At 61.4% G+C, this 20,919-nt stretch carries 23 protein-coding genes and 1 riboswitch; of the genes, 17 read left to right on the forward strand and 6 right to left on the reverse strand.

The genetic code is table 11. The features are described from left to right. Positions 1-43 precede the first annotated feature (43 nt). From ACM6IQ_RS08950 to purM, 4 genes are all read right to left on the reverse strand, one after another. Entirely contained in the window at positions 44-460 is a 417-nt protein-coding gene (locus ACM6IQ_RS08950) for an OsmC family protein (protein ID WP_017337255.1), read from the reverse strand. 265 nt (positions 461-725) lie between these two features. Then, positions 726-1,439, reverse strand: a complete 714-nt coding sequence (locus tag ACM6IQ_RS08955; RefSeq protein WP_017337256.1) for a DUF3108 domain-containing protein — start codon at positions 1,437-1,439, stop codon at positions 726-728. 8 nt (positions 1,440-1,447) lie between these two features. Next, a complete protein-coding gene (gene purN, locus ACM6IQ_RS08960) occupies positions 1,448-2,098 on the reverse strand; it encodes a phosphoribosylglycinamide formyltransferase (RefSeq protein WP_414878544.1) in 651 nt (216 codons plus the stop codon). After that, on the reverse strand, positions 2,098-3,156 hold the full coding sequence (gene purM / locus ACM6IQ_RS08965) for a phosphoribosylformylglycinamidine cyclo-ligase (RefSeq protein WP_414878545.1): 1,059 nt from the start codon (positions 3,154-3,156) through the stop codon (positions 2,098-2,100). The genes purN and purM overlap by 1 nt, the downstream gene beginning before the upstream one ends. A 384-nt stretch (positions 3,157-3,540) precedes the next feature. Here purM and ACM6IQ_RS08970 point away from each other — a divergent pair, with 384 nt between their 5' ends. The 6 genes from ACM6IQ_RS08970 to ACM6IQ_RS08995 all read left to right on the forward strand — a co-directional run bounded on the left by ACM6IQ_RS08970 (position 3,541) and on the right by ACM6IQ_RS08995 (position 8,914). Continuing rightward, positions 3,541-4,599: a DUF2066 domain-containing protein gene (locus ACM6IQ_RS08970; RefSeq protein ID WP_414878546.1), complete on the forward strand. Its 1,059-nt coding sequence runs from the start codon at positions 3,541-3,543 to the stop codon at positions 4,597-4,599. Between the two features lie 38 nt (positions 4,600-4,637). After that, positions 4,638-5,711, forward strand: a complete 1,074-nt coding sequence (locus tag ACM6IQ_RS08975) for an AI-2E family transporter (RefSeq protein ID WP_017337259.1) — start codon at positions 4,638-4,640, stop codon at positions 5,709-5,711. Between the two features lie 230 nt (positions 5,712-5,941). Further along, entirely contained in the window at positions 5,942-6,646 is a 705-nt protein-coding gene (gene hda / locus ACM6IQ_RS08980) for a DnaA regulatory inactivator Hda (RefSeq protein ID WP_017337260.1), read from the forward strand. 213 nt (positions 6,647-6,859) lie between these two features. After that, on the forward strand, positions 6,860-7,486 hold the full coding sequence (locus ACM6IQ_RS08985; protein WP_017337261.1) for a C40 family peptidase: 627 nt from the start codon (positions 6,860-6,862) through the stop codon (positions 7,484-7,486). Positions 7,487-7,708: 222 nt separating this feature from the next. Continuing rightward, the gene (locus ACM6IQ_RS08990) at positions 7,709-8,245 is read left to right on the forward strand and encodes a C40 family peptidase (RefSeq protein ID WP_017337262.1); all 537 of its coding nucleotides are present in this window, start codon (positions 7,709-7,711) and stop codon (positions 8,243-8,245) included. 15 nt (positions 8,246-8,260) lie between these two features. Beyond that, on the forward strand, positions 8,261-8,914 hold the full coding sequence (locus ACM6IQ_RS08995) for an O-methyltransferase (RefSeq protein WP_414878547.1): 654 nt from the start codon (positions 8,261-8,263) through the stop codon (positions 8,912-8,914). Between the two features lie 117 nt (positions 8,915-9,031). On the opposite strand, the gene ACM6IQ_RS09000 is transcribed toward ACM6IQ_RS08995, so the two are convergent. After that, positions 9,032-10,345, reverse strand: coding sequence for a PQQ-dependent sugar dehydrogenase (locus tag ACM6IQ_RS09000; protein WP_017337264.1), 1,314 nt, complete (start codon positions 10,343-10,345; stop codon positions 9,032-9,034). A 68-nt stretch (positions 10,346-10,413) separates the two neighbouring features. Then, positions 10,414-10,998 (reverse strand): hypothetical protein, encoded by a 585-nt coding sequence (locus ACM6IQ_RS09005; RefSeq protein WP_017337265.1) that lies wholly within the window; start codon positions 10,996-10,998, stop codon positions 10,414-10,416. Between the two features lie 154 nt (positions 10,999-11,152). Continuing rightward, positions 11,153-11,388, forward strand: a riboswitch (cobalamin riboswitch). 79 nt (positions 11,389-11,467) lie between these two features. On the opposite strand from ACM6IQ_RS09005, the gene cobO reads away from it, so the two are divergent. The 11 genes from cobO to ACM6IQ_RS09060 all read left to right on the forward strand — a co-directional run bounded on the left by cobO (position 11,468) and on the right by ACM6IQ_RS09060 (position 20,868). After that, positions 11,468-12,079 (forward strand): cob(I)yrinic acid a,c-diamide adenosyltransferase, encoded by a 612-nt coding sequence (cobO, locus tag ACM6IQ_RS09010; protein ID WP_017337266.1) that lies wholly within the window; start codon positions 11,468-11,470, stop codon positions 12,077-12,079. Further along, on the forward strand, positions 12,076-13,476 hold the full coding sequence (locus ACM6IQ_RS09015) for a cobyrinate a,c-diamide synthase (protein WP_414878548.1): 1,401 nt from the start codon (positions 12,076-12,078) through the stop codon (positions 13,474-13,476). Before cobO ends, ACM6IQ_RS09015 begins: the two co-directional genes overlap by 4 nt. Continuing rightward, positions 13,473-14,123: a 5,6-dimethylbenzimidazole synthase gene (bluB, locus tag ACM6IQ_RS09020; RefSeq protein ID WP_414878549.1), complete on the forward strand. Its 651-nt coding sequence runs from the start codon at positions 13,473-13,475 to the stop codon at positions 14,121-14,123. The genes ACM6IQ_RS09015 and bluB overlap by 4 nt, the downstream gene beginning before the upstream one ends. After that, complete coding sequence (gene cbiB / locus ACM6IQ_RS09025; RefSeq protein WP_414878550.1) at positions 14,120-15,028, forward strand: adenosylcobinamide-phosphate synthase CbiB; 909 nt, start codon at positions 14,120-14,122, stop codon at positions 15,026-15,028. Before bluB ends, cbiB begins: the two co-directional genes overlap by 4 nt. After that, positions 15,021-16,013 (forward strand): threonine-phosphate decarboxylase CobD, encoded by a 993-nt coding sequence (cobD, locus tag ACM6IQ_RS09030; RefSeq protein ID WP_414878551.1) that lies wholly within the window; start codon positions 15,021-15,023, stop codon positions 16,011-16,013. The genes cbiB and cobD overlap by 8 nt, the downstream gene beginning before the upstream one ends. Continuing rightward, positions 16,010-17,461, forward strand: a complete 1,452-nt coding sequence (locus ACM6IQ_RS09035; RefSeq protein WP_414878552.1) for a cobyric acid synthase — start codon at positions 16,010-16,012, stop codon at positions 17,459-17,461. Before cobD ends, ACM6IQ_RS09035 begins: the two co-directional genes overlap by 4 nt. A 40-nt stretch (positions 17,462-17,501) precedes the next feature. Further along, positions 17,502-18,023, forward strand: a complete 522-nt coding sequence (gene cobU / locus ACM6IQ_RS09040) for a bifunctional adenosylcobinamide kinase/adenosylcobinamide-phosphate guanylyltransferase (protein WP_017337272.1) — start codon at positions 17,502-17,504, stop codon at positions 18,021-18,023. After that, positions 18,020-19,075, forward strand: coding sequence for a nicotinate-nucleotide--dimethylbenzimidazole phosphoribosyltransferase (cobT, locus tag ACM6IQ_RS09045; RefSeq protein ID WP_414878553.1), 1,056 nt, complete (start codon positions 18,020-18,022; stop codon positions 19,073-19,075). Before cobU ends, cobT begins: the two co-directional genes overlap by 4 nt. Then, entirely contained in the window at positions 19,072-19,647 is a 576-nt protein-coding gene (gene cobC / locus ACM6IQ_RS09050; protein ID WP_017337274.1) for an alpha-ribazole phosphatase family protein, read from the forward strand. Before cobT ends, cobC begins: the two co-directional genes overlap by 4 nt. Before the next feature lie 2 nt (positions 19,648-19,649). Continuing rightward, complete coding sequence (locus ACM6IQ_RS09055; RefSeq protein ID WP_414878554.1) at positions 19,650-20,384, forward strand: adenosylcobinamide-GDP ribazoletransferase; 735 nt, start codon at positions 19,650-19,652, stop codon at positions 20,382-20,384. 79 nt (positions 20,385-20,463) lie between these two features. Beyond that, positions 20,464-20,868, forward strand: a complete 405-nt coding sequence (locus tag ACM6IQ_RS09060) for a MarR family winged helix-turn-helix transcriptional regulator (protein WP_414878555.1) — start codon at positions 20,464-20,466, stop codon at positions 20,866-20,868. Positions 20,869-20,919 lie beyond the last annotated feature (51 nt).

Below are 20,919 nucleotides of genomic sequence, written 5' to 3' on the forward strand. Positions count from 1 at the left end.
CGGGTGACGCGTGGAGCATAACCCGCTTGCCCGGCCCTTGCCGCTATTGGCTGAACGCGCCTTCGGACAGATGGGTTTCGATGCTGACTTCAGTAGTGGTCATCAGCTTGTGCACAGGGCAACGGTCAGCCACGCGGTGCAGTTCGTCACGTTGCGCGTCGGTGAGCACACCTTTGAGGGTCAGTTTGACGTGCAAGACATATTTGCCTTTCTGTTCTTCGCTGTTGTCGCGTTTGACCTCGACACCAACACCCGTCAGCGGAATGTCTTTTTTCTTCGCATACAGCTTCAGGGTCAGGGCCTTGCACGCGCCGAGCGCTGCGTCGAAGTAATCATGTGGCTCGGGTGCCGAGCCTTCACCGCCGGCGGAAGTCGGCACATCGGCAAAGAGTTCGTGGTCATCGATTTGTACGCTGTGACGATAACCTTCGGCGGAAACGGTATTGACGGTGACTGTCATGGGAAACCTCGGCAGTAGGAAAAGTCATTCGATCAAAAAAGACCTTGAAGGTATAGAGCATTCCTCCTGATACGCGTTCCACTTTCTTGTTTGAAGCAATTGCAATTCCCTGTGGCGAGGGAGCTCGCTCCCGCAGGACTGTGTAGCAGTCCCTTTTTTTGGGGTCGTTTCGCAACCCAGCGGGAGCAAGCTCCCTCGCCACAGGTTACTTTGCGTCAGGCGAAAAAAAGCCCCGCATTAGCGAGGCTTCTTGTGTCGATCCGGATCAGCTGCCTTTGACAGCCTTGCCGTTGACCTTGCCGTCGAGGAGCATGATGTTGTACTCCTTGCCGTCGGTTTCGACCTGTTGCAGGCGGACCAGCAGGTAATCCCAGTCCTTGGCGAACCACAGCACGGTGATGCGCTTGCTTTGTGTCGGATCGCGCACGCGCTCGACCTTGATCGCGTCGATCTGGCCAGCCTTGGTGTCGACTTTTTCCGAGCCCAGCACGCGGAAGTCATAGGTATCGACTTCACCATCATCGACCACCTGATAGCTCATGCTTTTCTTGCCGGCGGCCACGTCGTGTTGCAGGGCCAGCTGATAGGTGGATTTGTCGACCATGCCGCGGTTGAGCGGAATGTTGACGGCGTCACCACGATCGGTGCCGGTGACCTTTTTGGTGGTCCAGTCGAAATCCAGGTCGGCCTTTTTGGCTTTGCCCAGGCCCCCGCGTTCAAAGTGGTAGGACTGTGGCAGCAGGGTGTCCTTGTCCAGGGTCAGGGTGCTTTCTTCGGTCAGGCTGGCGATCATCATCGAGGCCTTGAAGCTGAGCTTCCAGACGCCGTTGGCTTCCTTGGTCAGGCTGCGCTCGGCAGTGCCGCTCATTGGAAGCTGCTTCCAGTCGGCGGTGTAGCTGGCGGAGAAGGGTTGAAGTTCTGTGGCCTGCGCGAAAGGCAGGGCAAGCAGAGCGCAAGCGAAGAGCAGGGCGCGACGCATAAAATCTCCTAGGTTCGAATCAAGTGGCCGCTGGCCGCGAGTAACTTGCCATCCAGTAAAGCACCTTGTTCACCGAGAGATAAACGACCTTCGGCAAACCAGCGTACGGCCATCGGGTAGATCAGGTGTTCCTGGGTGTGAACTCGCTGCGCCAGACTCTGCGGCGAATCATGCAACTCTACCGGTATTACTGCCTGTACGACCAGTGGTCCGCCATCGAGTTCCTCGGTGACAAAGTGCACGGAACAGCCGTGTTCAGTGTCGCCGGCCTCCAGCGCGCGCTGATGAGTGTGTAACCCTTTGTATTTGGGTAGCAGCGAGGGATGGATGTTGAGCAGGCGTCCCGCGTAGTGGCGCACGAAGTCAGCGCTGAGGATGCGCATGAAACCGGCCAGGACCACGAGTTTGGGATTGAAGCCGTCGATCAGTTCGATCAGCGCGGCATCGAAGGCTTCGCGGCCTTCGAACGCCTTGTGATCCAGGGAGCGGGTGTCGATGCCCGCATCCCTGGCACGTTGCAGGCCGTAGGCGTCGGCGCGGTTGGAAATCACCGCGGCGATGCGGACCGGGCTGTCGCCGGTCCGCGTGCTGTCGATCAGGGCCTGCAAGTTACTGCCGGTGCCGGACAACAGCACCACCACATCACAGGTCTGAGACATCAATGAGCCTTGAGGTTCTTCAGTTCAACCTGGGCCGCGCCTTCGGCAGCGGTGGCGATCTGGCCGATGACCCAAGGCTGCTCGCCCGCTTCACGCAGTACGTTCAGCGCGGTGTCAACGTGCTCTTGAGCCACGCAGATCACCATGCCAACGCCGCAGTTCAGCACGCGGTGCATTTCGTTTTCGTCGACGTTGCCTTTCTCTTGCAGCCAGTCGAACACGGCAGGGCGAGTCCAGCTTGCAACGTCAACCACCGCTTGAGCGCCTTTTGGCAGCACGCGCGGGATGTTGTCCAGCAGGCCGCCGCCCGTGATGTGGGCCATGGCTTTGACGGCGCCGGTTTCCTTGATCAGCTTCAACAGCGGCTTCACGTAGATGCGGGTCGGGGCCATCAGCAGGTCGGTCAGCGGCTTGCCGTCGAGCTGGATGTTTTCGATGTCGGCACCGGACACTTCGATGATCTTGCGGATCAGCGAGTAGCCGTTGGAGTGCGGGCCGGAAGACGGCAGGGCGAGCAGGGCATCGCCGGCAGCGACTTTCGAACCGTCGATGATTTCGGATTTTTCCACGACGCCGACGCAGAAGCCGGCCAGGTCGTAGTCTTCGCCTTCGTACATGCCCGGCATTTCAGCGGTTTCGCCGCCCACCAGGGAGCAACCGGACAGTTCGCAGCCTGCGCCGATACCGGTCACGACCTGGGTCGCGGTTTCAACGTTGAGTTTGCCGGTGGCGTAGTAGTCGAGGAAGAACAGCGGCTCGGCGCCGCAGACCACCAGGTCATTCACGCACATGGCCACCAGGTCGATGCCGATGCTGTCGTGCTTGTTCAGGTTCAGCGCCAGACGCAGCTTGGTGCCGACGCCGTCAGTGCCGGAAACCAGCACAGGCTGCTTGTAGCCGGCCGGGATTTCGCAGAGGGCGCCGAAACCGCCCAGGCCGCCCATGACTTCCGGGCGCGCAGTGCGCTTGGCGACGCTCTTGATGCGTTCGACCAATGCTTCACCGGCGTCGATGTCTACACCGGCGTCCTTGTAGCTCAGGGAGGGTTGCTTGCTCATGATCCAGGCCTTTAGGGGGGATTCAGGGGTAACGACCGAGTCCAGTGGGACCGCCGAAACAAACGAAGGGCATGTGCCTTGCGCGAATTTCAGGGTGCCCGGCTGTTGCCGGTCTGCGAAGGCGCGCGATTTTATCAGGCTTGAGGGGCAGCGGCCATCCTCAGGCCGACAGCAGGGGCATATCGATACAAAAAAACCACGATTGCCCGTGTTGGTCGCCTCCCGCTTGGCTGTATAAGGTATCGCGATTAACCGTCTATCGTTATGGCAGTGCGAAAAACTTAACCGGGACGCGTGAATGTTTTACGTCGGGCGATGGTCACAGCCTTGCTCGATTGTCTTCATGCGGTCAGTTCCAGCCGCCCTTGTCGTCAGGAATCTTCCATGCGTTTTTTCAGATCATTGTTTGTGGGCTGTTTGTCTCTGGCCAGCCTGGCGAGTCATGCCGAAACCGTCAAAAGCCTTTATCAGGTGCGCGAGCCTGTCACCAGTCAGGCGCCAGAAGAGCGTGATCAAGCCACCCAGCGCGCGCTCGACACGCTGGTGTTGCGCCTGACCGGCGATCCCAAGGCCGGGCAAAGTCCGGGGTTGGCGGCCATTCGCAAGGACCCGCAGCAGATCATCAGCCAGTACGGTTTCGAAGCCGGTCCGCCGGAAGTGCTGAAGGTGGATTTCGACCCGGCCAGCACCGAGCAGGCGTTGCGCCGTGCCGGGCTGTCGCTGTGGGGCGCGAACCGGCCATCGATCCTGACGTGGTGGCTGAACGACTCAACCGAAGGTTCGAGCCTGGTGGGTGATGGCCAGGCCATTGCGGCGCCACTGCGTCGCGCGGCACAACACCGTGGAATGCCGCTGCGCCTGCCACTGGCGGACCTGAGCGAGCAACTGGTCGCCACCGCGCCGAATCTTGAAGGCACCGATGCGACGCCGTTGCGCGGCGCATCGGATCGCTACAATGCTGACGCCTTGCTGGCCGTGCATGCCCGTGAAGAGGGTGGTCAGTGGCAGGCCAAATGGCATTTGTGGCTGGGCGATCAGAAGGAAGCGGGCAGCGTGCAGGGCGCGGATCAGGCCGCGGTCGCCGATGCGGTACTGCTCGCGGTCAGTCAGCGCCTGGCACCCCGCTTTGTGGTCAAGCCCGGCAGTTCGGGCGAGCAGTTGCTGGAAGTGCAGGGCATGAACCTGGAGCGTTACGCGACACTTGGGCGTTTGCTGGAGCCGTTTGGCGCGCGCCTGCAGAGTGTTGACGCTGACCGGGCTCTCTACCGGGTCAATGGCAGCGCCGAACAGTTGCGGTCGCAGTTGTCGCTGGCGAAGTTGCAAGAGGTTCCGGCGGGTGAGGCCCCGGCACCGAGCGTGCCTGTTCAGCCGGTGGCCCAGGGTTCGGCGCCTGCTGTCGCGCCACCGCCCGCACCGGTGCCGCAGTTGCGTTTCCGTTGGTAAGGTTTTCTTTCTTTATATAGATGCATATGGAGTGGTACATGGCCGATACGCGGCGTTGGTTCTGGTTGGGTGGGGTGGTTCTGCTCTGCGCGTTTATCTGGCTGTTGCATCCGATTCTCACGCCGTTTCTGGTGGCGCTGCTGTTGGCCTATTTGTTCGACCCGCTGGTGGATCGGCTGGAAAAGGCCGGTCTGTCCCGGACCTGGGGCGTAGTGGCGGTGTTCGCGCTGTTCACCTTGATCTTCACCACCTTGTTGCTGGTGCTGGTGCCGATGCTCGCCAAGCAGTTGTTTCGCTTGTATGAACTGGCGCCGCAGATGCTCGACTGGTTGCAGCACACCGCATTGCCATGGGCGCAATCGAAGTTCGGGTTGTCGGATGGTTTCTGGAAGTTCGACAAGCTCAAGGCGGCGATCAGCGAACACATGGGCCAGACCACCGACATCGTCGGCGTGGTGCTGAGTCAGGCGACTGCATCGGGCCTTGCATTGATCGGATGGCTGGCCAATCTGGTGCTGATCCCGGTGGTGAGCTTTTATCTGTTGCGGGACTGGGACCTGATGATGGCCAAGATCCGCAGCCTGTTGCCTCGTGACCGGGAAGAGCGCGTGGTGATCCTGGCGGGCGAATGCCATGAAGTGCTCGGCGCGTTCGTGCGCGGGCAATTGCTGGTGATGGTGGCGCTGGGCGTGATCTATTCGGCGGGCCTGATGCTGGTAGGGCTCGAGCTGGGGCTGCTGATCGGGATGATCGCCGGCCTGGCGGCGATTGTGCCGTACATGGGGTTTGTCATAGGGATAGGTGCGGCGCTGATTGCCGGCCTGTTCCAGTTCGGTGGCGACTTGTACCCCATGGTTGGCATCGTCGCGGTGTTCATGGTTGGCCAGGCGCTGGAGGGCATGGTGCTCACACCGTTGCTGGTGGGCGACCGGATCGGTCTGCACCCGGTGGCGGTTATCTTTGCGATCCTGGCCGGTGGTGAGCTGTTCGGTTTTACCGGCGTGCTGCTGGCGCTCCCGGTGGCGGCGGTGATCATGGTTCTTGTGCGCCATGTGCATGATTTGTATAAAGATTCGGATATCTACGGTGGCGTCGACGAACCTGAGCTCTAGAGGTCTTCGATGACGCGTCGCGGGCAGCCTGGTCCAGTGCCAGGCTGGCCTCTGTCCCATGGGCGGCTGTCACATGCGCCGCCAAAGAAACGCTCATGAAACCAGTGCGATAACGCAAACCTTTGATTTTGCTTATGGTCTGTCGCATTGTGCGGTCAGCTTCACGGGTATAAACTTCGCAAACTTTACACAGAGGCCACTAACGGTTCCTTTGGAACTGTTCAGTCAGCATGAAACCGATTCAGCTGCCCCTAGGTGTGCGTCTGCGTGATGACGCTACCTTTATCAATTACTACCCAGGCGCCAATGCCGCTGCACTCGGCTATGTCGAGCGGCTGTGCGAAGCCGACGCCGGCTGGACCGAAAGCCTGATTTATCTCTGGGGCAAGCACGGGGTAGGGCGCACGCATCTGTTGCAGGCGGCCTGCTTGCGCTTCGAACAGATGGGTGAGACGGCGGTGTATCTGCCACTGGCCGAGTTGATGGATCGCGGCATCGAAATTCTCGACAACCTCGAACAGTACGAACTGGTCTGCCTGGATGATCTGCAGGCGGTGGCCGGCAAGGCGGACTGGGAAGAGGCGTTGTTCCATCTGTTCAATCGCCTGCGTGACAGCGGTCGGCGCCTGCTGATTGCCGCATCGACGTCACCGCGTGAACTGCCGGTGAAGCTGGCGGACCTGAAATCCCGACTCACGCTGGCGCTGATCTTCCAGATGCGACCGCTGTCCGACGAAGACAAATTGCGCGCCCTGCAACTGCGTGCGTCCCGTCGCGGATTGCACCTGACCGACGAAGTCGGACATTTTATCTTGACCCGTGGCACTCGCAGCATGAGTGCGCTGTTCGAGCTGCTTGAGCGTCTCGATCAGGCCTCCCTTCAAGCTCAGCGCAAGCTGACCATTCCGTTTCTCAAAGAGACGCTGGGCTGGTAAAGCCCAAGTCCCACAAGGCTTTTGGCATATTTCAGGCGCCAAAAAGTTCGCGTTCCTACAGGGTGTAGGCCGCGCAAGCGTCTAAATGGGGCTTAAGCGCTTAGATGGAAACGCGAAACCGGAAAGTCACATAAAGTTCGATTGAATTTGCAAATGAGGATGATAGCGGGCATAGTCTCGGCTTCTTTACAACTATCAGCCACGGTCGTGCCCATGCTAAATCGCTTTGCACCCCTCGTGCCTCTCGCACTCGTCACCCTGTTGTTCGGTTGCGCTGCCCACTCTCCAGTGTCGGAGCAAGCGCCTCAACAGCAGGTAAAAAATTCAGTTACTGCGCAATCCTCTTCCGTTCTTTTCCAGGAAGAGCTGGCCACCGATAAAGAGCTGGCTGACTTCGCCGACGGCAAGTCGTACCAGCTTCCGGTGCTCGCCGACAGCATCCTTGAGCGTGGCATGTCCCTGATCGGTACCCGTTACCGTTTCGGCGGCACCTCCGAGGCGGGTTTTGATTGCAGCGGTTTCATCGGTTACCTGTTCCGGGAAGAGGCCGGCATGAACCTGCCGCGCTCAACTCGCGAAATGATCAACGTGGACGCGCCGCTGGTTGCTCGCAGTGCGCTCAAGCCGGGCGATCTGCTGTTCTTCGCCACCAATGGCCGCCGCGGTCGTGTCAGTCACGCCGGGATCTACCTCGGTGACAACCAGTTCATCCACTCCAGCAGCCGCAAAAGCGGTGGGGTCCGGGTCGATAGCCTGGGCGACAGCTACTGGAGCAAGACCTTCATCGAAGCCAAGCGCGCACTCGCGATGGCCCCGACCGTGGTCACGGCACGCAAGTAATGCTTGATCCTGTCGCCACGTCAGTGGCGACAAAAAGCCTCTCTGCAACAGAGTAGGCGGATAGTTTGTAAGGCGAACTTAAAGTCTTACTTGAAGTTTGCCGCATAGCCGCTAGAATCCTGATCTATTATTGATGGCAAACCGCCTGCGTCCTGCGCAGGCGGTTTTCTTTTCTGCCCTGTCGGCAGAAAAAAGCCGCAGCCAGATCAGGATGTTCTGCTTATGACGATGTCGGCCCGCCTCGCACTCATGTTCTTCGCAGCGCTGCTCAGCGCATGCGCCAGCCGTACACCGCCACCTGCGCCGGTGGTTCGTGCGCCGATTGTTTTCGGGTCACCCCAACCCTTTTCCCCTGAGGCCGAAGACGTGCTGTTTCGCGCGTTGGGTCTGGTGGGCACGCCTTATCGCTGGGGCGGCAACACGCCGGATTCCGGATTCGATTGCAGCGGCCTGATCGGTTATGTCTACCGTGACGTCACTGGCATCTCGCTGCCGCGCACCACCCGCGAGATGATCAGCATGCAAGCGGCCAGTGTCGGCAAGGAAGGCCTGCAAACCGGCGACCTGATTTTCTTCGCCACCAATGGCGGCTCTCAGGTCAGCCACGCCGGGATCTACGTCGGTGAAGGCCGCTTCGTCCATGCGCCAGCCACGGGCGGCACGGTGAAGCTCGACAGCTTGTCCAAAGCTTATTGGCAGAAAGCCTACCTCAGCGCCAAGCGTGTCCTGCAACCTGAGCATCTGGCGCGTAACCCTTGATTCGCAGAGGTCGTCATGACCGCTCGCACGCTCAATCTCGATGATTCCCTGTATCAATACCTGCTCGACGTTTCCCTGAGGGAAACGCCGCTGCTCAAGCGTTTGCGCGATGAAACCCAGGCCCTGCCGATGGCGCGTTGGCAGGTGGCGCCGGAGCAGGGGCAATTCCTCGCATTGCTGGTAAAACTCACCGGTGCCAGGCGCCTGCTGGAAGTCGGCACCTTCACCGGTTACAGCGCGTTGTGCATGGCGGCGGCGTTGCCGGATGGCGGTTCACTGATCTGCTGTGACATGCCTGGTGACTACAACGCCACGGCGCGCCGTTACTGGCAGGAAGCAGGGCTCGCCGAACGAATTGACCTGCGCCTGGCGCCTGCGCTGGAAACCCTGGCTCAGTTGGATCAGCCCGGACAATTCGATTTGATGTTCATTGATGCCGACAAGGCCAACTACCCGGCCTACCTGGAGCACGCGGTGCGTCTGCTGCGCGTTGGAGGCCTGGCAGTGTTCGATAACACCCTGTGGAGCGGGCGGGTGCTGGAGCAGAATCCCGAGAGCGAAGACACCCGAGCCATCCAGGCGCTTAATCTCGCCTTGAAGGATGATGCTCGTGTGGATCTGTCGCTGTTGCCGTTGGGCGATGGATTGACGCTTTGCCGCAAGCGCTAACCGCGGTCCCCTGTGGGAGCGAGCCTGCTCGCGATAGCAGTGCGCCAGGTACATCAATGTCGGATGTGCTGACCCTATCGCTAGCAGGCTTGCTCCCACAGGTCTTGCGTGTGGCAGCTACTTTGCCGCAGAAACCCGCCACACTTTGTTCCCCACATCATCCGCCACCAGCAAGCTACCCTGCTGATCGATCACCACACCCACCGGCCGACCCATGGCTTTCTCTTCGTCATTGAGGAAGCCCGTGAGTACATCAATCGGTTGCCCAATCGGCTTGCCGGCACTGAACGGCACGAAAATCACTTTGTAGCCACTGTGCGGTTTACGGTTCCACGAACCATGCTGCCCAATGAATGCGCCTTCCTTGAATTGTGCTGGCAGCGAGTTGCCTTCAGCGAACGTCAGGCCCAGCGATGCGGTGTGCGGGCCGACCGCGTAGTCCGGCGCGATGGCCTTGGCGACCAGGTCCGGATTTTGCGGTTCGACGCGAATGTCGACGTGCTGGCCGTAATAGCTGTAAGGCCAGCCGTAGAATCCGCCGTCCTTCACTGAAGTGATGTAGTCCGGCACCAGGTCGCTGCCGATTTCATCCCGCTCGTTGACGGCCGTCCACAGTGCGCCGGTCTGCGGCTCCCAGGCCAGGCCATTTGGATTGCGAATCCCCGAGGCGAAGATCCGGTGATTGCCGGTGGCGCGATCCACTTCCCAGATCGCCGCGCGACCTTCTTCCTGGTCCATGCCGTTTTCGGCGACATTGCTGTTGGAACCCACCGTGACGTACAGCTTGCTGCCGTCCTTGCTGGCAATGACGTTTTTGGTCCAGTGGTGATTCAGTGTGCCGCCCGGCAGATCAACCACTTTGATCGGCTGCGACTTGATGGCCGTGTCGCCATTCTCATAGTGGAAGCGCAGCAAGCGATCCGTGTCGGCGACATACAGGTCATTGCCAACCAAGGTCATGCCGAAGGGCGAATTGAGGTTTTCCAGAAACACCGTACGGGTTTCGGCGATGCCGTCATGGTCCTTGTCCCGTAACAGCGTAATGCGATTCGGGCTCGGTACACCGGCACCGGCGCGGCCCATGACTTTCTTCATGACCCAGCCTTTAACGCCTTTGCCATCGTCGGGTTTGGGCGGCGCGTTGGTTTCGGCGACGAGCACGTCACCGTTCGGCAGCACGTACAGCCAGCGCGGATGATCGAGGTCTTCGGCGAACGCCGCCACCTGGGTGCCCGCTGCGGTGGTGGGTTTCGCACCGTCCGGCCAGCCGATTGCCGGGGCGATGTTCACCGTCGGGATCAGGGTTTTGTTCGGTTCTGGCAATTTGGGTGACGGGCCGGTGCCGTCGGAGACTTGCAGGCTGGAGGTTTCACCGCAGGCGGCGAGCCCTCCGGCCAGGGCGATGACGAGAACGAACGGGGGCTTGTGCATGCTGATCTTCCCTATAAATGCAGTGACCTGATCAATAGAGAAGCGCACACCCGCGATGGTTCAACCGGTCAGCCGCGGGCTTCCTTGAACAGTACGGCGATGCCGGGGTGATAGTTGCCCGCTTCGTTGCGCAACTTGCGGTAGGCGTAGGGGAAATACCAGGCGACGGCGCAGGAGTGTTCCTTTTGCAGATCGTCGACCATGTCCTGGAGTTCTTCCGGGGTGGCGCCATGCTGGGCTTTTTGCGGTGCAACGAACAGGCAGCCGAGTTTCAGGTCACTGGCGTAGCTGATTCGCCTGGCGTCGCTGGTGATATCGGCCAGCGCCTGTGTCAGGTTCAGGTTGTTGACCCGTGGCCAACGCTGCGTGGCTTGAAGGTAGGCGCGTTCTTCGCTGGTGGCGATGAACAGGTCGGCGCGGGCGTTGCGTTCGCCTTCCTCGTTCTGTTTGCGGGTCGGTGTCTGTTGCAGCGTGACCATTTCCGCCGCCCATGCGGCGGCGGAGAGCAAGCCGAGGTTGGCTTTTTCGTCGTACCAGTAAGGCGTGTCGTTATCGCCGCGCACGGCGTTGTAACGGTCGATACAGTCAAACCAGCGCTCCAGCACCGGGCGCAGGAATTCCAGCTTCGGATTGCTGATGATCATGCCTTGCATGTGGCTCACCCTTGTTATTGTGTTGTCAGGTTGTGGCTCTTTGATATCACTGCTGAGAGTGTGGCACAAGATTGGCGTCAGTTAATTGATCAACGGCAGTTAATCGCCCGACGGCGTCCCGGCTTTAATTGACGCTCCACCCCCAACCCTCTAACCTTCGCGGCTTGTTTCAGGTGCTCTGTGGCCTTGGTCGACAGAGTGAAACAGGGAAGCCGGTGAGTGCATTCGTTCCATTCATGAACAATCACGATCCCGGCGCTGCCCCCGCAACGGTAAATGAGTGAAGACTGAGCATTGTTGCCACTGTGTCGATATCGGCATGGGAAGGCGCGCAGTCAGGCGGAGTGCCGCTCATGAGCCCGGAGACCGGCCTGATCCATCCAGCGGCATCACGGTGGGCGATGCCAGGCTTCTTGCCGTCTATTCTTGTGCCTGCCCGCCGTTATCCAGCCTCAACGGAGAGCTCCCCATGACTGATACTCCCGATCGTGACGAACGCCATCTGGCGCGCATGCTGCGCAAAAAAGCCGTGATCGACGAACGCATCGCCAACTCGCCGAATGAATGCGGCCTGCTGCTGGTGCTGACCGGCAACGGCAAAGGCAAAAGCAGCTCGGCGTTCGGCATGCTCGCCCGCTCCCTGGGCCATGGCATGCAATGCGGCGTGGTGCAGTTCATCAAGGGCCGCAACAGCACGGGCGAAGAACTGTTTTTCCGGCGCTTTCCCGAGCAGGTGCGTTTTCATGTGATGGGCGAGGGCTTTACCTGGGAAACCCAGGACCGCCAACGCGACATCGCCGCCGCCGAAGCCGCCTGGGCAGTGTCCCGTGAACTGCTTCAGGATCCGTCGATCGGCCTGGTGGTGCTGGATGAACTGAACATTGCCCTCAAGCACGGTTACCTCGATCTCGATCAGGTGCTCAGCGACTTGCAGGCACGGCCGCCGATGCAGCACGTGGTGGTCACCGGTCGCGGCGCCAAGCCGGAAATGATTGAACTGGCCGACACCGTTACAGAAATGGGCGTCATCAAGCACGCCTTCCAGGCCGGCATCAAAGCGCAAAAAGGCGTCGAATTGTGAGTCAACCACGTCATTGCCCGGCGGTCTTGATTGCCGCGCCGGCTTCCGGTCAGGGCAAGACCACCGTCACCGCCGCGCTGGCCCGTTTGCATCGCAATCAGGGGCGCAAGGTGCGCGTGTTCAAATGCGGTCCGGACTTTCTCGACCCGATGATTCTCGAGCGCGCCAGCGGTGCGCCGGTCTACCAACTGGACATGTGGATGGTCGGCGAGCAGGAAAGTCGTCGACTGTTGTGGGAAGCCGCCGGTGAAGCCGATCTGATCCTGATCGAAGGCGTCATGGGGCTGTTTGACGGTACGCCGTCCAGCGCTGACCTGGCGCGGCATTTCGGTGTGCCGGTGCTCGGGGTGATCGACGGCACGGCGATGGCGCAGACCTTTGGTGCGCTGGCGTTGGGGTTGGCGAAGTATCAGCCCGACCTGCCGTTCGCTGGCGTGCTGGCCAACCGGGTGGGCACCTTGCGCCATGCGCAGTTGCTTGAAGGCAGCCTGACTGAAGGCTTGCGCTGGTACGGCGCATTGTCCCGGGAGACCGGGATTGAATTGCCGAGTCGGCACCTCGGTCTGGTTCAGGCCAGCGAGTTGAACGATCTCGACCTGCGTCTCGATGCGGCGGCCGAATCACTGGCCAACAGCTGTGACGTTGCGCTGCCGCCACCTGTGGAGTTCGCCGCTCCAGAAGTGATCGCCGCCGAACCGTTGCTGGCCGGTGTACGGATTGCCGTGGCCCGTGATGAAGCCTTCGCTTTCACCTACGGCGCGAGCCTGGATTTGCTGCGAGCCATGGGCGCCGAATTGTCATTCTTCTCGCCGATCCGCGACATGCAATTGCCGGAGGCAGACAGTCTCTATCTGCCGGGCGGTTACCCGGAATTGCACCATGTCGCGCTGGCACAGAACACCTTCATGCTTGGCGCCATTCGCGCTCACCATGCGGCGGGCAAACCGTTGCTGGCCGAGTGTGGCGGCATGCTGTATCTGCTCGATTCGCTGACCGATGTCGAAGGTACTCGCGCAGAACTGGTGGGGTTGCTGGCCGGTGATGCGGTGATGCAGAAACGGCTGGCGGCGCTGGCGTTGCAGGCGGTGGAATTGCCCGAAGGTTCGCTGCGCGGCCACACCTATCATCATTCGTTGACCAGCACCGAACTTGAGCCGATTGCCCGTGGCCTCAGTCCTAACGGCGGGCGCGGAGCGGAGGCGGTTTATCGGCAGGGGCGGATGACGGCTTCCTATGTGCATTTCTATTTCCCGTCCAATCCGAACGCTGTAGCTGCGCTGTTTGCGCCTGACCGTGAAGCTGCCATCGCTGGCAGGCCAGCTCCCACAGTTGACCGTGTATTACCTGAAGAAACGCAGATCCCTGTGGGAGCTGGCCTGCCAGCGATGAGGCCATGACCGACAACGCATTCAGTGAAGCCGAACGGCAGGCGGTGTATCGCGCGATAGCCGAACGCCGCGACATGCGCCACTTCAGCGGCGGCACCGTCGAACCTGAGTTGCTCCGGCGACTGCTCGAAGCCGCGCATCAGGCCCCAAGCGTCGGCCTGATGCAGCCCTGGCGATTCATCCGCATCAGCGATCGCACCCTGCGCGGCAAGATCCAAGTGCTGGTGGAAGAAGAACGCATCCGCACCGCCGAAGCCCTCGGCGAACGCACCGACGAATTCATGAAGCTGAAAGTCGAAGGCATCAACGACTGCGCGGAAGTGTTGGTCGCCGCGCTGATGGACGACCGCGAACGCCACATTTTCGGCCGCCGCACCTTGCCCGAAATGGACATGGCCTCGTTGTCCTGCGCGATCCAGAACCTGTGGCTGGCCTCCCGCGCCGAAGGACTGGGCATGGGCTGGGTCTCTTTATTCGAACCGCAAACCCTGGCCGACCTGCTGGGATTGCCCGCCGGGGCCAAACCTTTGGCGATTCTTTGCCTCGGGCCGGTCAAGGAATTCTATCCGGCGCCGATGCTGGTACTCGAAGGCTGGGCGCAGGCGCGTCCGCTAAGCGAATTGCTGTATGAGAATTATTGGGGAGTGAGTCAATGAGTGTGGCGTTGTTGAGTGTCGCCGCAGTGGCGCTGGATGCGCTGCTGGGTGAACCCAAACGCTGGCATCCGCTGGTGGCGTTCGGCCGTTTTGCCGACCGCATCGAACAACGTTTCAATGGTGAAGGACGCGGCTGGCGCAGCCACGGCGTTACCGCCTGGGTGATCGCGGTCGTGCCACTGACCTTGCTCGCCACGGCTTTTTCCTGGGCGCCTTATGTCGGCTGGATCGTCGAGATTCTCGCGCTCTATTGCGCCCTCGGCCTGCGTAGCCTCGGTGAACACGTCACGCCGGTGGCCACGGCGCTGCGCAGTGATGATCTGGAGGAAGCGCGCACGCGTGTCGGTTACCTGGTCAGCCGCCAGACCAGTGAGCTGGATAAAACCGAGGTCGCCCGCGCCGCCACCGAATCCGTCCTGGAGAACGGCAGCGACGCGGTGTTTGCCGCGCTGTTCTGGTTTGCAGTGGCCGGCGCGCCCGGCGTGGTGCTCTACCGATTGAGCAATACGCTGGATGCGATGTGGGGTTATCGCACCGAGCGCTTCGAACGTTTTGGCTGGGCCGCGGCGAAGATCGACGACGTGCTCAACTACATTCCTGCGCGACTGGTGGCGTTGACCTACGCGCTGCTGGGCAAAACCCGACTCGCCTTGAAATGCTGGCGCACCCAGGGTCCGACATGGGACAGTCCGAACGCCGGCCCGGTGATGGCCGCGGGTGCCGGTTCGCTGGGCGTCGAGTTGGGCGGGGCGGCGATTTATCACGGTGAACTGCATCAGCGTCCGCAACTGGGCGAGGGCGCGCCGGCGGACGCCGACTCCATCGACCGAGGCTGGCAATTGGTCCAGCGCGGGGTATGGTTATGGCTGCTGATTCTCTGCGTGGGGGCTGAATTCTATGCTTGAGCATGGTGGACGGTTGCGCAAGGCGGCGCTCGAATACGGCATCGCCGAAGCTGATTGGCTTGATCTGTCCAGCGGCCTCGCGCCCTGGCCGTTTCCGGTCCCCGACATTCCGTTGCGCGCCTGGGCGCGATTGCCGGAAACCGATGACGGACTGGAACAAGCCGCCTGCGATTACTACGGTGCCGCGCAGGTGCTGCCAGTGGCCGGTTCGCAAATGGCGATCCAGTTGCTGCCGCGTTTGCGCCGGGTCGGCAAGGTCGGCGTGCTGTCGCCGTGTTACGCCGAGCACGCCGAAGCCTGGCGCCGCAGCGGCTACATCGTGCGTGAAGTGCTGGAGCAAGAGGTCGACTTTTTCCTCGACAGTCTCGATGTGCTGGTGGTGGTCAACCCCAACAATCCGACGGGCCTGAGCCTGACCCCGAGCCGTCTGCTCGACTGGCATTCCAGACTGGCCCAGCGCGGTGGCTGGCTGGTGGTGGACGAAGCGTTCATGGACAACACGCCACAGCTGAGCCTGGCGCCGTGCGCCCATCAGGTCGGCTTGATCGTGTTGCGCTCCTTCGGCAAGTTTTTTGGCCTGGCCGGTGTCCGGCTGGGGTTCGTGCTGGCGGAGCGCAAGCTGCTCAAGCTGCTCGCCGAACAAGTCGGGCCCTGGGCCGTCAGCGGACCGACTCGCGTGTTGGGGCAAGCCTGTCTGCAGGATACCGAAGGCCACGCCAGACAGCGTGTGCGCACCGAAGCGGCCAGCGAGCGTTTGGCTGCACTGTTGGAAAAGCACGGTTTCAAACCTCAGGGCGGTTGTGCCCTGTTTCAGTGGCTGACCACCGAACACGCCGAAGCACTCCATGAATTCATGGCCCGCCACGGCATTCTGCTGCGGTTGTTCATCCACAACAGCAGCCTGCGGTTCGGCCTGCCCGGCGAAGAAGCCGACTGGGCCCGACTTGATCAAGCGTTCGACGCCTACGCCAGGGAAACCCGATGACAACGTTGATGGTGCAGGGCACGACTTCGGACGCCGGTAAAAGCACACTGGTGACGGCGCTGTGTCGCTGGGTCACGCGGCAGGGCGTACGCGTCGTGCCGTTCAAGCCGCAGAACATGGCGCTCAACAGTGCCGTGACCGCCGACGGTGGCGAGATCGGACGTGCACAAGCGGTGCAGGCTCAGGCCGCTTATCTCGACCCGCACACCGACATGAACCCGGTGCTGCTCAAACCCAACAGCGACACTGGCGCCCAAGTGATCATTCACGGGCGCGCTGTCACGACGATGAACGCGGTTGCGTATCACGACTACAAAGCCATCGCCATGCAAGCGGTGCTCGCGTCCCATGAGCGGCTGAGCGCGGCGTATCCGGTGGTGATGGTCGAAGGCGCAGGCTCGCCGGCCGAGATCAATTTGCGGGCCGGCGACATCGCCAACATGGGGTTCGCCGAGGCGGTGGATTGCCCGGTGCTGCTGATCGCCGACATCAATCGCGGCGGCGTTTTCGCACATCTGGTGGGCACGCTGGAATTGCTTTCTCCCACCGAGCAGGCGCGGATCAAAGGCTTCATCATCAACCGTTTTCGCGGCGACATTGCCTTGCTGCAACCCGGTCTCGACTGGCTGGAAGCGCGCACCGGCAAACCGGTGATCGGCGTGCTGCCGTACGTGATGGACCTGCACCTTGAGGCCGAGGACGGCATCGATCAGCGCCAGACCGACAAGGCCGACCAGGTGCTGAAGGTCGTTGTGCCGGTGTTGCCGCGTATCAGCAACCACACCGATTTCGATCCGCTGCGCCTGCACCCGCAAGTGGACCTGCAATTCATCGGCCCCGGCCAGGCGATTCCACCCGCTGACCTGATCGTTCTTCCCGGGTCGAAAAGCGTGCGCAGCGACCTCGCGTATTTGCGCGCCAATGGCTGGGACACCGCCATCGCCCGGCATTTGCGCTATGGCGGAAAGGTGTTGGGGATTTGCGGCGGCCTGCAGATGCTCGGCGAGCAGGTGCACGACCCGTTGGGCCTCGAAGGTGCGCCGGGCTCCAGTGCCGGTCTGGGTTTGTTGGCGTTCGAAACGCAGCTCGAAGAAGAGAAGCAACTGCGCAATGTGCGCGGGCGCCTGACGCTGGAAAACGCTGAAGTCAGCGGTTATGAAATTCATGCTGGCGTGACCACCGGACCCGCGTTGGAAAATGCCGCCGTGCAGTTGGACGATGGTCGTTGCGACGGCGCGCAAAGTGGCGACGGACAGATTTTCGGCACCTACCTGCATGGTCTGTTCGAATCGCCGGCGGCGTGCAGTGCGCTGTTGCGTTGGGCGGGTTTGCAGGAGGTGCAGGACGTGGATTACCACGGGTTGCGCGAGCGAGATATCGAACGTCTGGCGGATCTGGTGGAGAAGCATCTGGATACCCGGCTGCTGCGTGAACTCTGCGGGATTTGATGAGGCCGGCACAGTCACCGAAGATTGAAAGGAATGAACCATGCTGCAACTGATCCTCGGCGGTGCCCGCTCCGGCAAAAGTCGCCTGGCCGAGAAACTCGCGTCCGACAGCCACCTGAGCGTGACCTACATCGCCACCAGCCAACCCCTGGACGGTGAAATGAACGAACGGGTCGCCCATCACCGTGCACGCCGTCCGGCCGAGTGGGCGCTGATCGAAGAGCCCGTTGAACTCGCCCGCGTCCTGCGCGAATCCGCCCGCGCCGATCGTTGCCTGCTGGTGGATTGCCTGACCCTGTGGATGACCAATCTGCTGATGCTCGACGACGCCGAGCGACTGACCGCCGAGCGCGAAGCCTTGCTGGACTGCCTGGCCGAATTGCCGGGTGAAATTATTTTTGTCAGCAACGAGACCGGAATGGGTGTCGTGCCGCTGGGCGAATTGACTCGCCGCTATGTCGATGAAGCCGGTTGGCTGCATCAAGCCTTGGCCGAGCGCTGTCAGCGAGTCGTCCTGACCGTCGCCGGCCTGCCCCTGACCTTGAAAGGAACTGCGTTATGACTCAAACCTGGTGGCTGAACCCGTGCAAGCCGGTTGACGCTCAAGCCGTCGAACAGGCTCAGGCACGGCAACAGCAGCTGACCAAGCCCGCCGGCTCTCTTGGGCGGCTCGAGTCGGTAGCGGTGCAATTGGCCGGGTTGCAGGGGCAGGTCAAACCGAGCCTGGATCAGTTGTGGATTGCGATTTTTGCCGGTGACCATGGCGTGGTCGCCGAAGGCGTGTCGGCGTTTCCCCAGGAAGTCACCGGGCAGATGCTGCACAACTTCGTCAGCGGTGGCGCGGCGATCAGTGTGCTGGCGCGCCAGCTCGGCGCTTCCCTCGAAGTGGTCGACCTCGGGACCGTGACGCCATCGTTGAATCTGCCGGGCGTGCGGCACTTGAACATCGGCGCAGGCACCGCGAATTTTGTTGAAGGTCCCGCCATGACTCAAGCGCAGGGCGCGCTCGCCTTGCAGGCCGGTCGTGACAGTGTGCAGCGTGCCAGCGCCGCCGGTACGCAGTTGTTCATCGGTGGCGAAATGGGCATCGGCAATACCACGGCGGCCAGCGCGTTGGCTTGTGCGTTGCTGGATTGCCCGGTGCTGCACTTGACCGGGCCGGGCACCGGCCTGAACGCGGCGGGTGTCAGCCTCAAGGCCCAGGTCATCGAACGCGCTTTGGCTTTGCACCGCGCTCAGCGTGACGACGCGCTGCAAACCCTGTTCAGCCTCGGCGGTTTCGAAATTGGAGCGTTGGTCGGTGCGTACCTGGCGTGTGCCCAGGAAGGCATCGCAGTGCTGGTCGACGGGTTCATTTGCAGCGTTGCCGCGTTGGTGGCGGTGCGCCTGAATCCTGACTGCCGCCCGTGGCTGTTGTTCGGTCATCGCGGCGCCGAGCCGGGTCATCGTCATGTGCTGGAAACCTTGAACGCCGAACCGTTGCTCGATCTCGGCCTGCGTCTGGGTGAAGGCAGCGGCGCTGCGTTGGCCGTGCCGCTGCTGCGCCTGGCGTGCGACCTTCACGGACAAATGGCGACGTTCGCCGAAGCGGCCGTGGCGGATCGTCCGGCATGACTTTGCGCCTTGATCTGTTGCGCCACGGCGAAACCGAACTCGGTGGCGGCCTGCGCGGCAGCCTCGACGACGCGTTGACCGACACAGGTTGGGCGCAGATGCGCGCGGCGGTGGTCGAGCAGGGGCCTTGGGATCGTCTGGTCAGTTCGCCGTTGCAACGTTGTGCGCGGTTCGCGCAAGAGCTCGGGGCGCAACTGGGCTTGCCCGTGCAGCTGGATAAGGATCTGCAGGAACTGCATTTCGGTGCGTGGGAAGGGCAGAGCGCGTTGGCGTTGATGCAAACCGATGCCGAAGCGCTGGGCCTGTTCTGGGCTGACCCTTATTCGTTTACGCCACCTCAAGGGGAGCGGGTCGAGGATTTTTCGACGCGGGTATTGGCGGCTGTCGCCCGGTTGCATGCGGCGTATGCGGGCGAACGTGTTTTGCTGATCAGCCATGGCGGCGTCATGCGTTTGTTGCTGGCGCAGGCGCGGGGCTTGCCACGTGAGCAGTTGCTGAACGTTGAAGTCGGCCATGGTGCGCTGTTTTCTCTGAGCATCGAGACTGGCGTCATCCTCAAGGAAGCGATCTGATCATGTTGCCGTTCTGGATCTCCCTGCAATTTTTGAGCAGTCTGCCGATTCGTCTGCCGGGCATGCCGGCGCCCGAGGAGTTGGGGCGCTCCCTGCTGTTTTATCCCTTGGTGGGGCTGCTGTTTGGCGCGATCTTGTGGGCGCTGAATTGGCTGTTGCTCGGCACGCCTTTGATACTGCACGCAGCGCTGTTGCTGACGGTTTGGGTATTGCTCAGCGGAGCGTTGCACCTCGACGGTCTGGCCGATAGCGCCGACGCCTGGCTCGGTGGATTCGGCGACCGTGAACGCACGCTGACGATCATGAAAGACCCGCGCAGCGGTCCGATCGCGGTGGTGACGCTGGTGCTGGTGTTGCTGCTCAAGTTCGCTGCGCTGCTGGCATTGATCGAGCAACAACACAGCGTTTTCCTGATCGTCGTTCCGTTGATTGGCCGTGCCGCGTTGCTGGGGTTGTTCCTGACCACGCCCTATGTGCGGGCCGGTGGTTTGGGGCAGGCACTGGCCGATCATCTGCCGCGTTTGGCCGGCAAGTGGGTGCTGGCGGTCAGTGCGTTGGCGTGTGTGCTGATTGCAGGTCTCGGCGGTGTTTTGGCGTTGGTAATCGCTTTACTGGTCTTCTTTTGGTTGCGACAGGTGATGCTGCGGCGACTGGACGGGACCACGGGCGATACGGCCGGTGCATTGCTAGAGTTGCTGGAAATGACGGTGATCGTAGGGCTTGCATTAGTTTTGTAGGATCGCCGCACCGCTCGCTCCTACGGGTAACATGTTTTAAAAATTTGCTTTCATTTAACCGCGGGTATATACACGCACCATGCTCGAATCCCAATGTTTATGCATCAACCTGCGTCGCGCCGCCCGTGGCGTCAGCAGGCATTACGACGGCGCTCTCGACGGCTTCGGAATCAACGTTGCTCAGTATTCTTTGCTGTGCAATCTGCAGCGTCTGAATGAACCGAGTATTTCCGTCCTGGCGGACGCCATGGGCCTGGACCGCAGTACCCTCGGTCGTAATCTGCGAGTGCTGGAGGGCGAAGGCCTGGTCAGGCTGGTCGAGGGCGAAGACATGCGCAATCGCATCGTCAAGCTGACCGAGGCTGGCGCTGAGCGTTTGACCGCGGCGTTGCCAGCCTGGGAGGCGGCGCAGCAGCGACTGGTTGATCGACTGGGTGCCGAAAAACGCGAAATTTTGCTGAAGTTGCTGGACGAACTGGCGTGACGCCGGTTTTTCCGATCTTAAGCGGGTATATACCCGCTACCGGAGAATAAG

The organism is Pseudomonas sp. IT-P100 (assembly GCF_949767185.1).
GTDB lineage: Bacteria > Pseudomonadota > Gammaproteobacteria > Pseudomonadales > Pseudomonadaceae > Aquipseudomonas > Aquipseudomonas fluorescens_B.

Excerpts from the sequence above, each read along its gene's own strand:
- ACM6IQ_RS08985 (WP_017337261.1), top strand. The coding sequence starts at position 6,860 with ATGCTAAATCGCTTTGCACCCCTCGTGCCTCTCGCACTCGTCACCCTG.
- ACM6IQ_RS09000 (WP_017337264.1), bottom strand. The coding sequence starts at position 10,345 with ATGCACAAGCCCCCGTTCGTTCTCGTCATCGCCCTGGCCGGAGGGCTC.
- cobC (WP_017337274.1), top strand. The coding sequence starts at position 19,072 with ATGACTTTGCGCCTTGATCTGTTGCGCCACGGCGAAACCGAACTCGGT.
- ACM6IQ_RS09035 (WP_414878552.1), top strand. The coding sequence starts at position 16,010 with ATGACAACGTTGATGGTGCAGGGCACGACTTCGGACGCCGGTAAAAGC.
- ACM6IQ_RS09005 (WP_017337265.1), bottom strand. The coding sequence starts at position 10,998 with ATGCAAGGCATGATCATCAGCAATCCGAAGCTGGAATTCCTGCGCCCG.
- cobD (WP_414878551.1), top strand. The coding sequence starts at position 15,021 with ATGCTTGAGCATGGTGGACGGTTGCGCAAGGCGGCGCTCGAATACGGC.
- hda (WP_017337260.1), top strand. The coding sequence starts at position 5,942 with ATGAAACCGATTCAGCTGCCCCTAGGTGTGCGTCTGCGTGATGACGCT.
- ACM6IQ_RS08955 (WP_017337256.1), bottom strand. The coding sequence starts at position 1,439 with ATGCGTCGCGCCCTGCTCTTCGCTTGCGCTCTGCTTGCCCTGCCTTTC.
- ACM6IQ_RS08990 (WP_017337262.1), top strand. The coding sequence starts at position 7,709 with ATGACGATGTCGGCCCGCCTCGCACTCATGTTCTTCGCAGCGCTGCTC.
- cbiB (WP_414878550.1), top strand. The coding sequence starts at position 14,120 with ATGAGTGTGGCGTTGTTGAGTGTCGCCGCAGTGGCGCTGGATGCGCTG.
- ACM6IQ_RS08995 (WP_414878547.1), top strand. The coding sequence starts at position 8,261 with ATGACCGCTCGCACGCTCAATCTCGATGATTCCCTGTATCAATACCTG.
- cobU (WP_017337272.1), top strand. The coding sequence starts at position 17,502 with ATGCTGCAACTGATCCTCGGCGGTGCCCGCTCCGGCAAAAGTCGCCTG.
- cobO (WP_017337266.1), top strand. The coding sequence starts at position 11,468 with ATGACTGATACTCCCGATCGTGACGAACGCCATCTGGCGCGCATGCTG.
- ACM6IQ_RS08950 (WP_017337255.1), bottom strand. The coding sequence starts at position 460 with ATGACAGTCACCGTCAATACCGTTTCCGCCGAAGGTTATCGTCACAGC.
- bluB (WP_414878549.1), top strand. The coding sequence starts at position 13,473 with ATGACCGACAACGCATTCAGTGAAGCCGAACGGCAGGCGGTGTATCGC.
- ACM6IQ_RS08970 (WP_414878546.1), top strand. The coding sequence starts at position 3,541 with ATGCGTTTTTTCAGATCATTGTTTGTGGGCTGTTTGTCTCTGGCCAGC.
- ACM6IQ_RS08975 (WP_017337259.1), top strand. The coding sequence starts at position 4,638 with ATGGCCGATACGCGGCGTTGGTTCTGGTTGGGTGGGGTGGTTCTGCTC.
- ACM6IQ_RS09055 (WP_414878554.1), top strand. The coding sequence starts at position 19,650 with ATGTTGCCGTTCTGGATCTCCCTGCAATTTTTGAGCAGTCTGCCGATT.
- purM (WP_414878545.1), bottom strand. The coding sequence starts at position 3,156 with ATGAGCAAGCAACCCTCCCTGAGCTACAAGGACGCCGGTGTAGACATC.
- purN (WP_414878544.1), bottom strand. The coding sequence starts at position 2,098 with ATGTCTCAGACCTGTGATGTGGTGGTGCTGTTGTCCGGCACCGGCAGT.
- cobT (WP_414878553.1), top strand. The coding sequence starts at position 18,020 with ATGACTCAAACCTGGTGGCTGAACCCGTGCAAGCCGGTTGACGCTCAA.
- ACM6IQ_RS09060 (WP_414878555.1), top strand. The coding sequence starts at position 20,464 with ATGCTCGAATCCCAATGTTTATGCATCAACCTGCGTCGCGCCGCCCGT.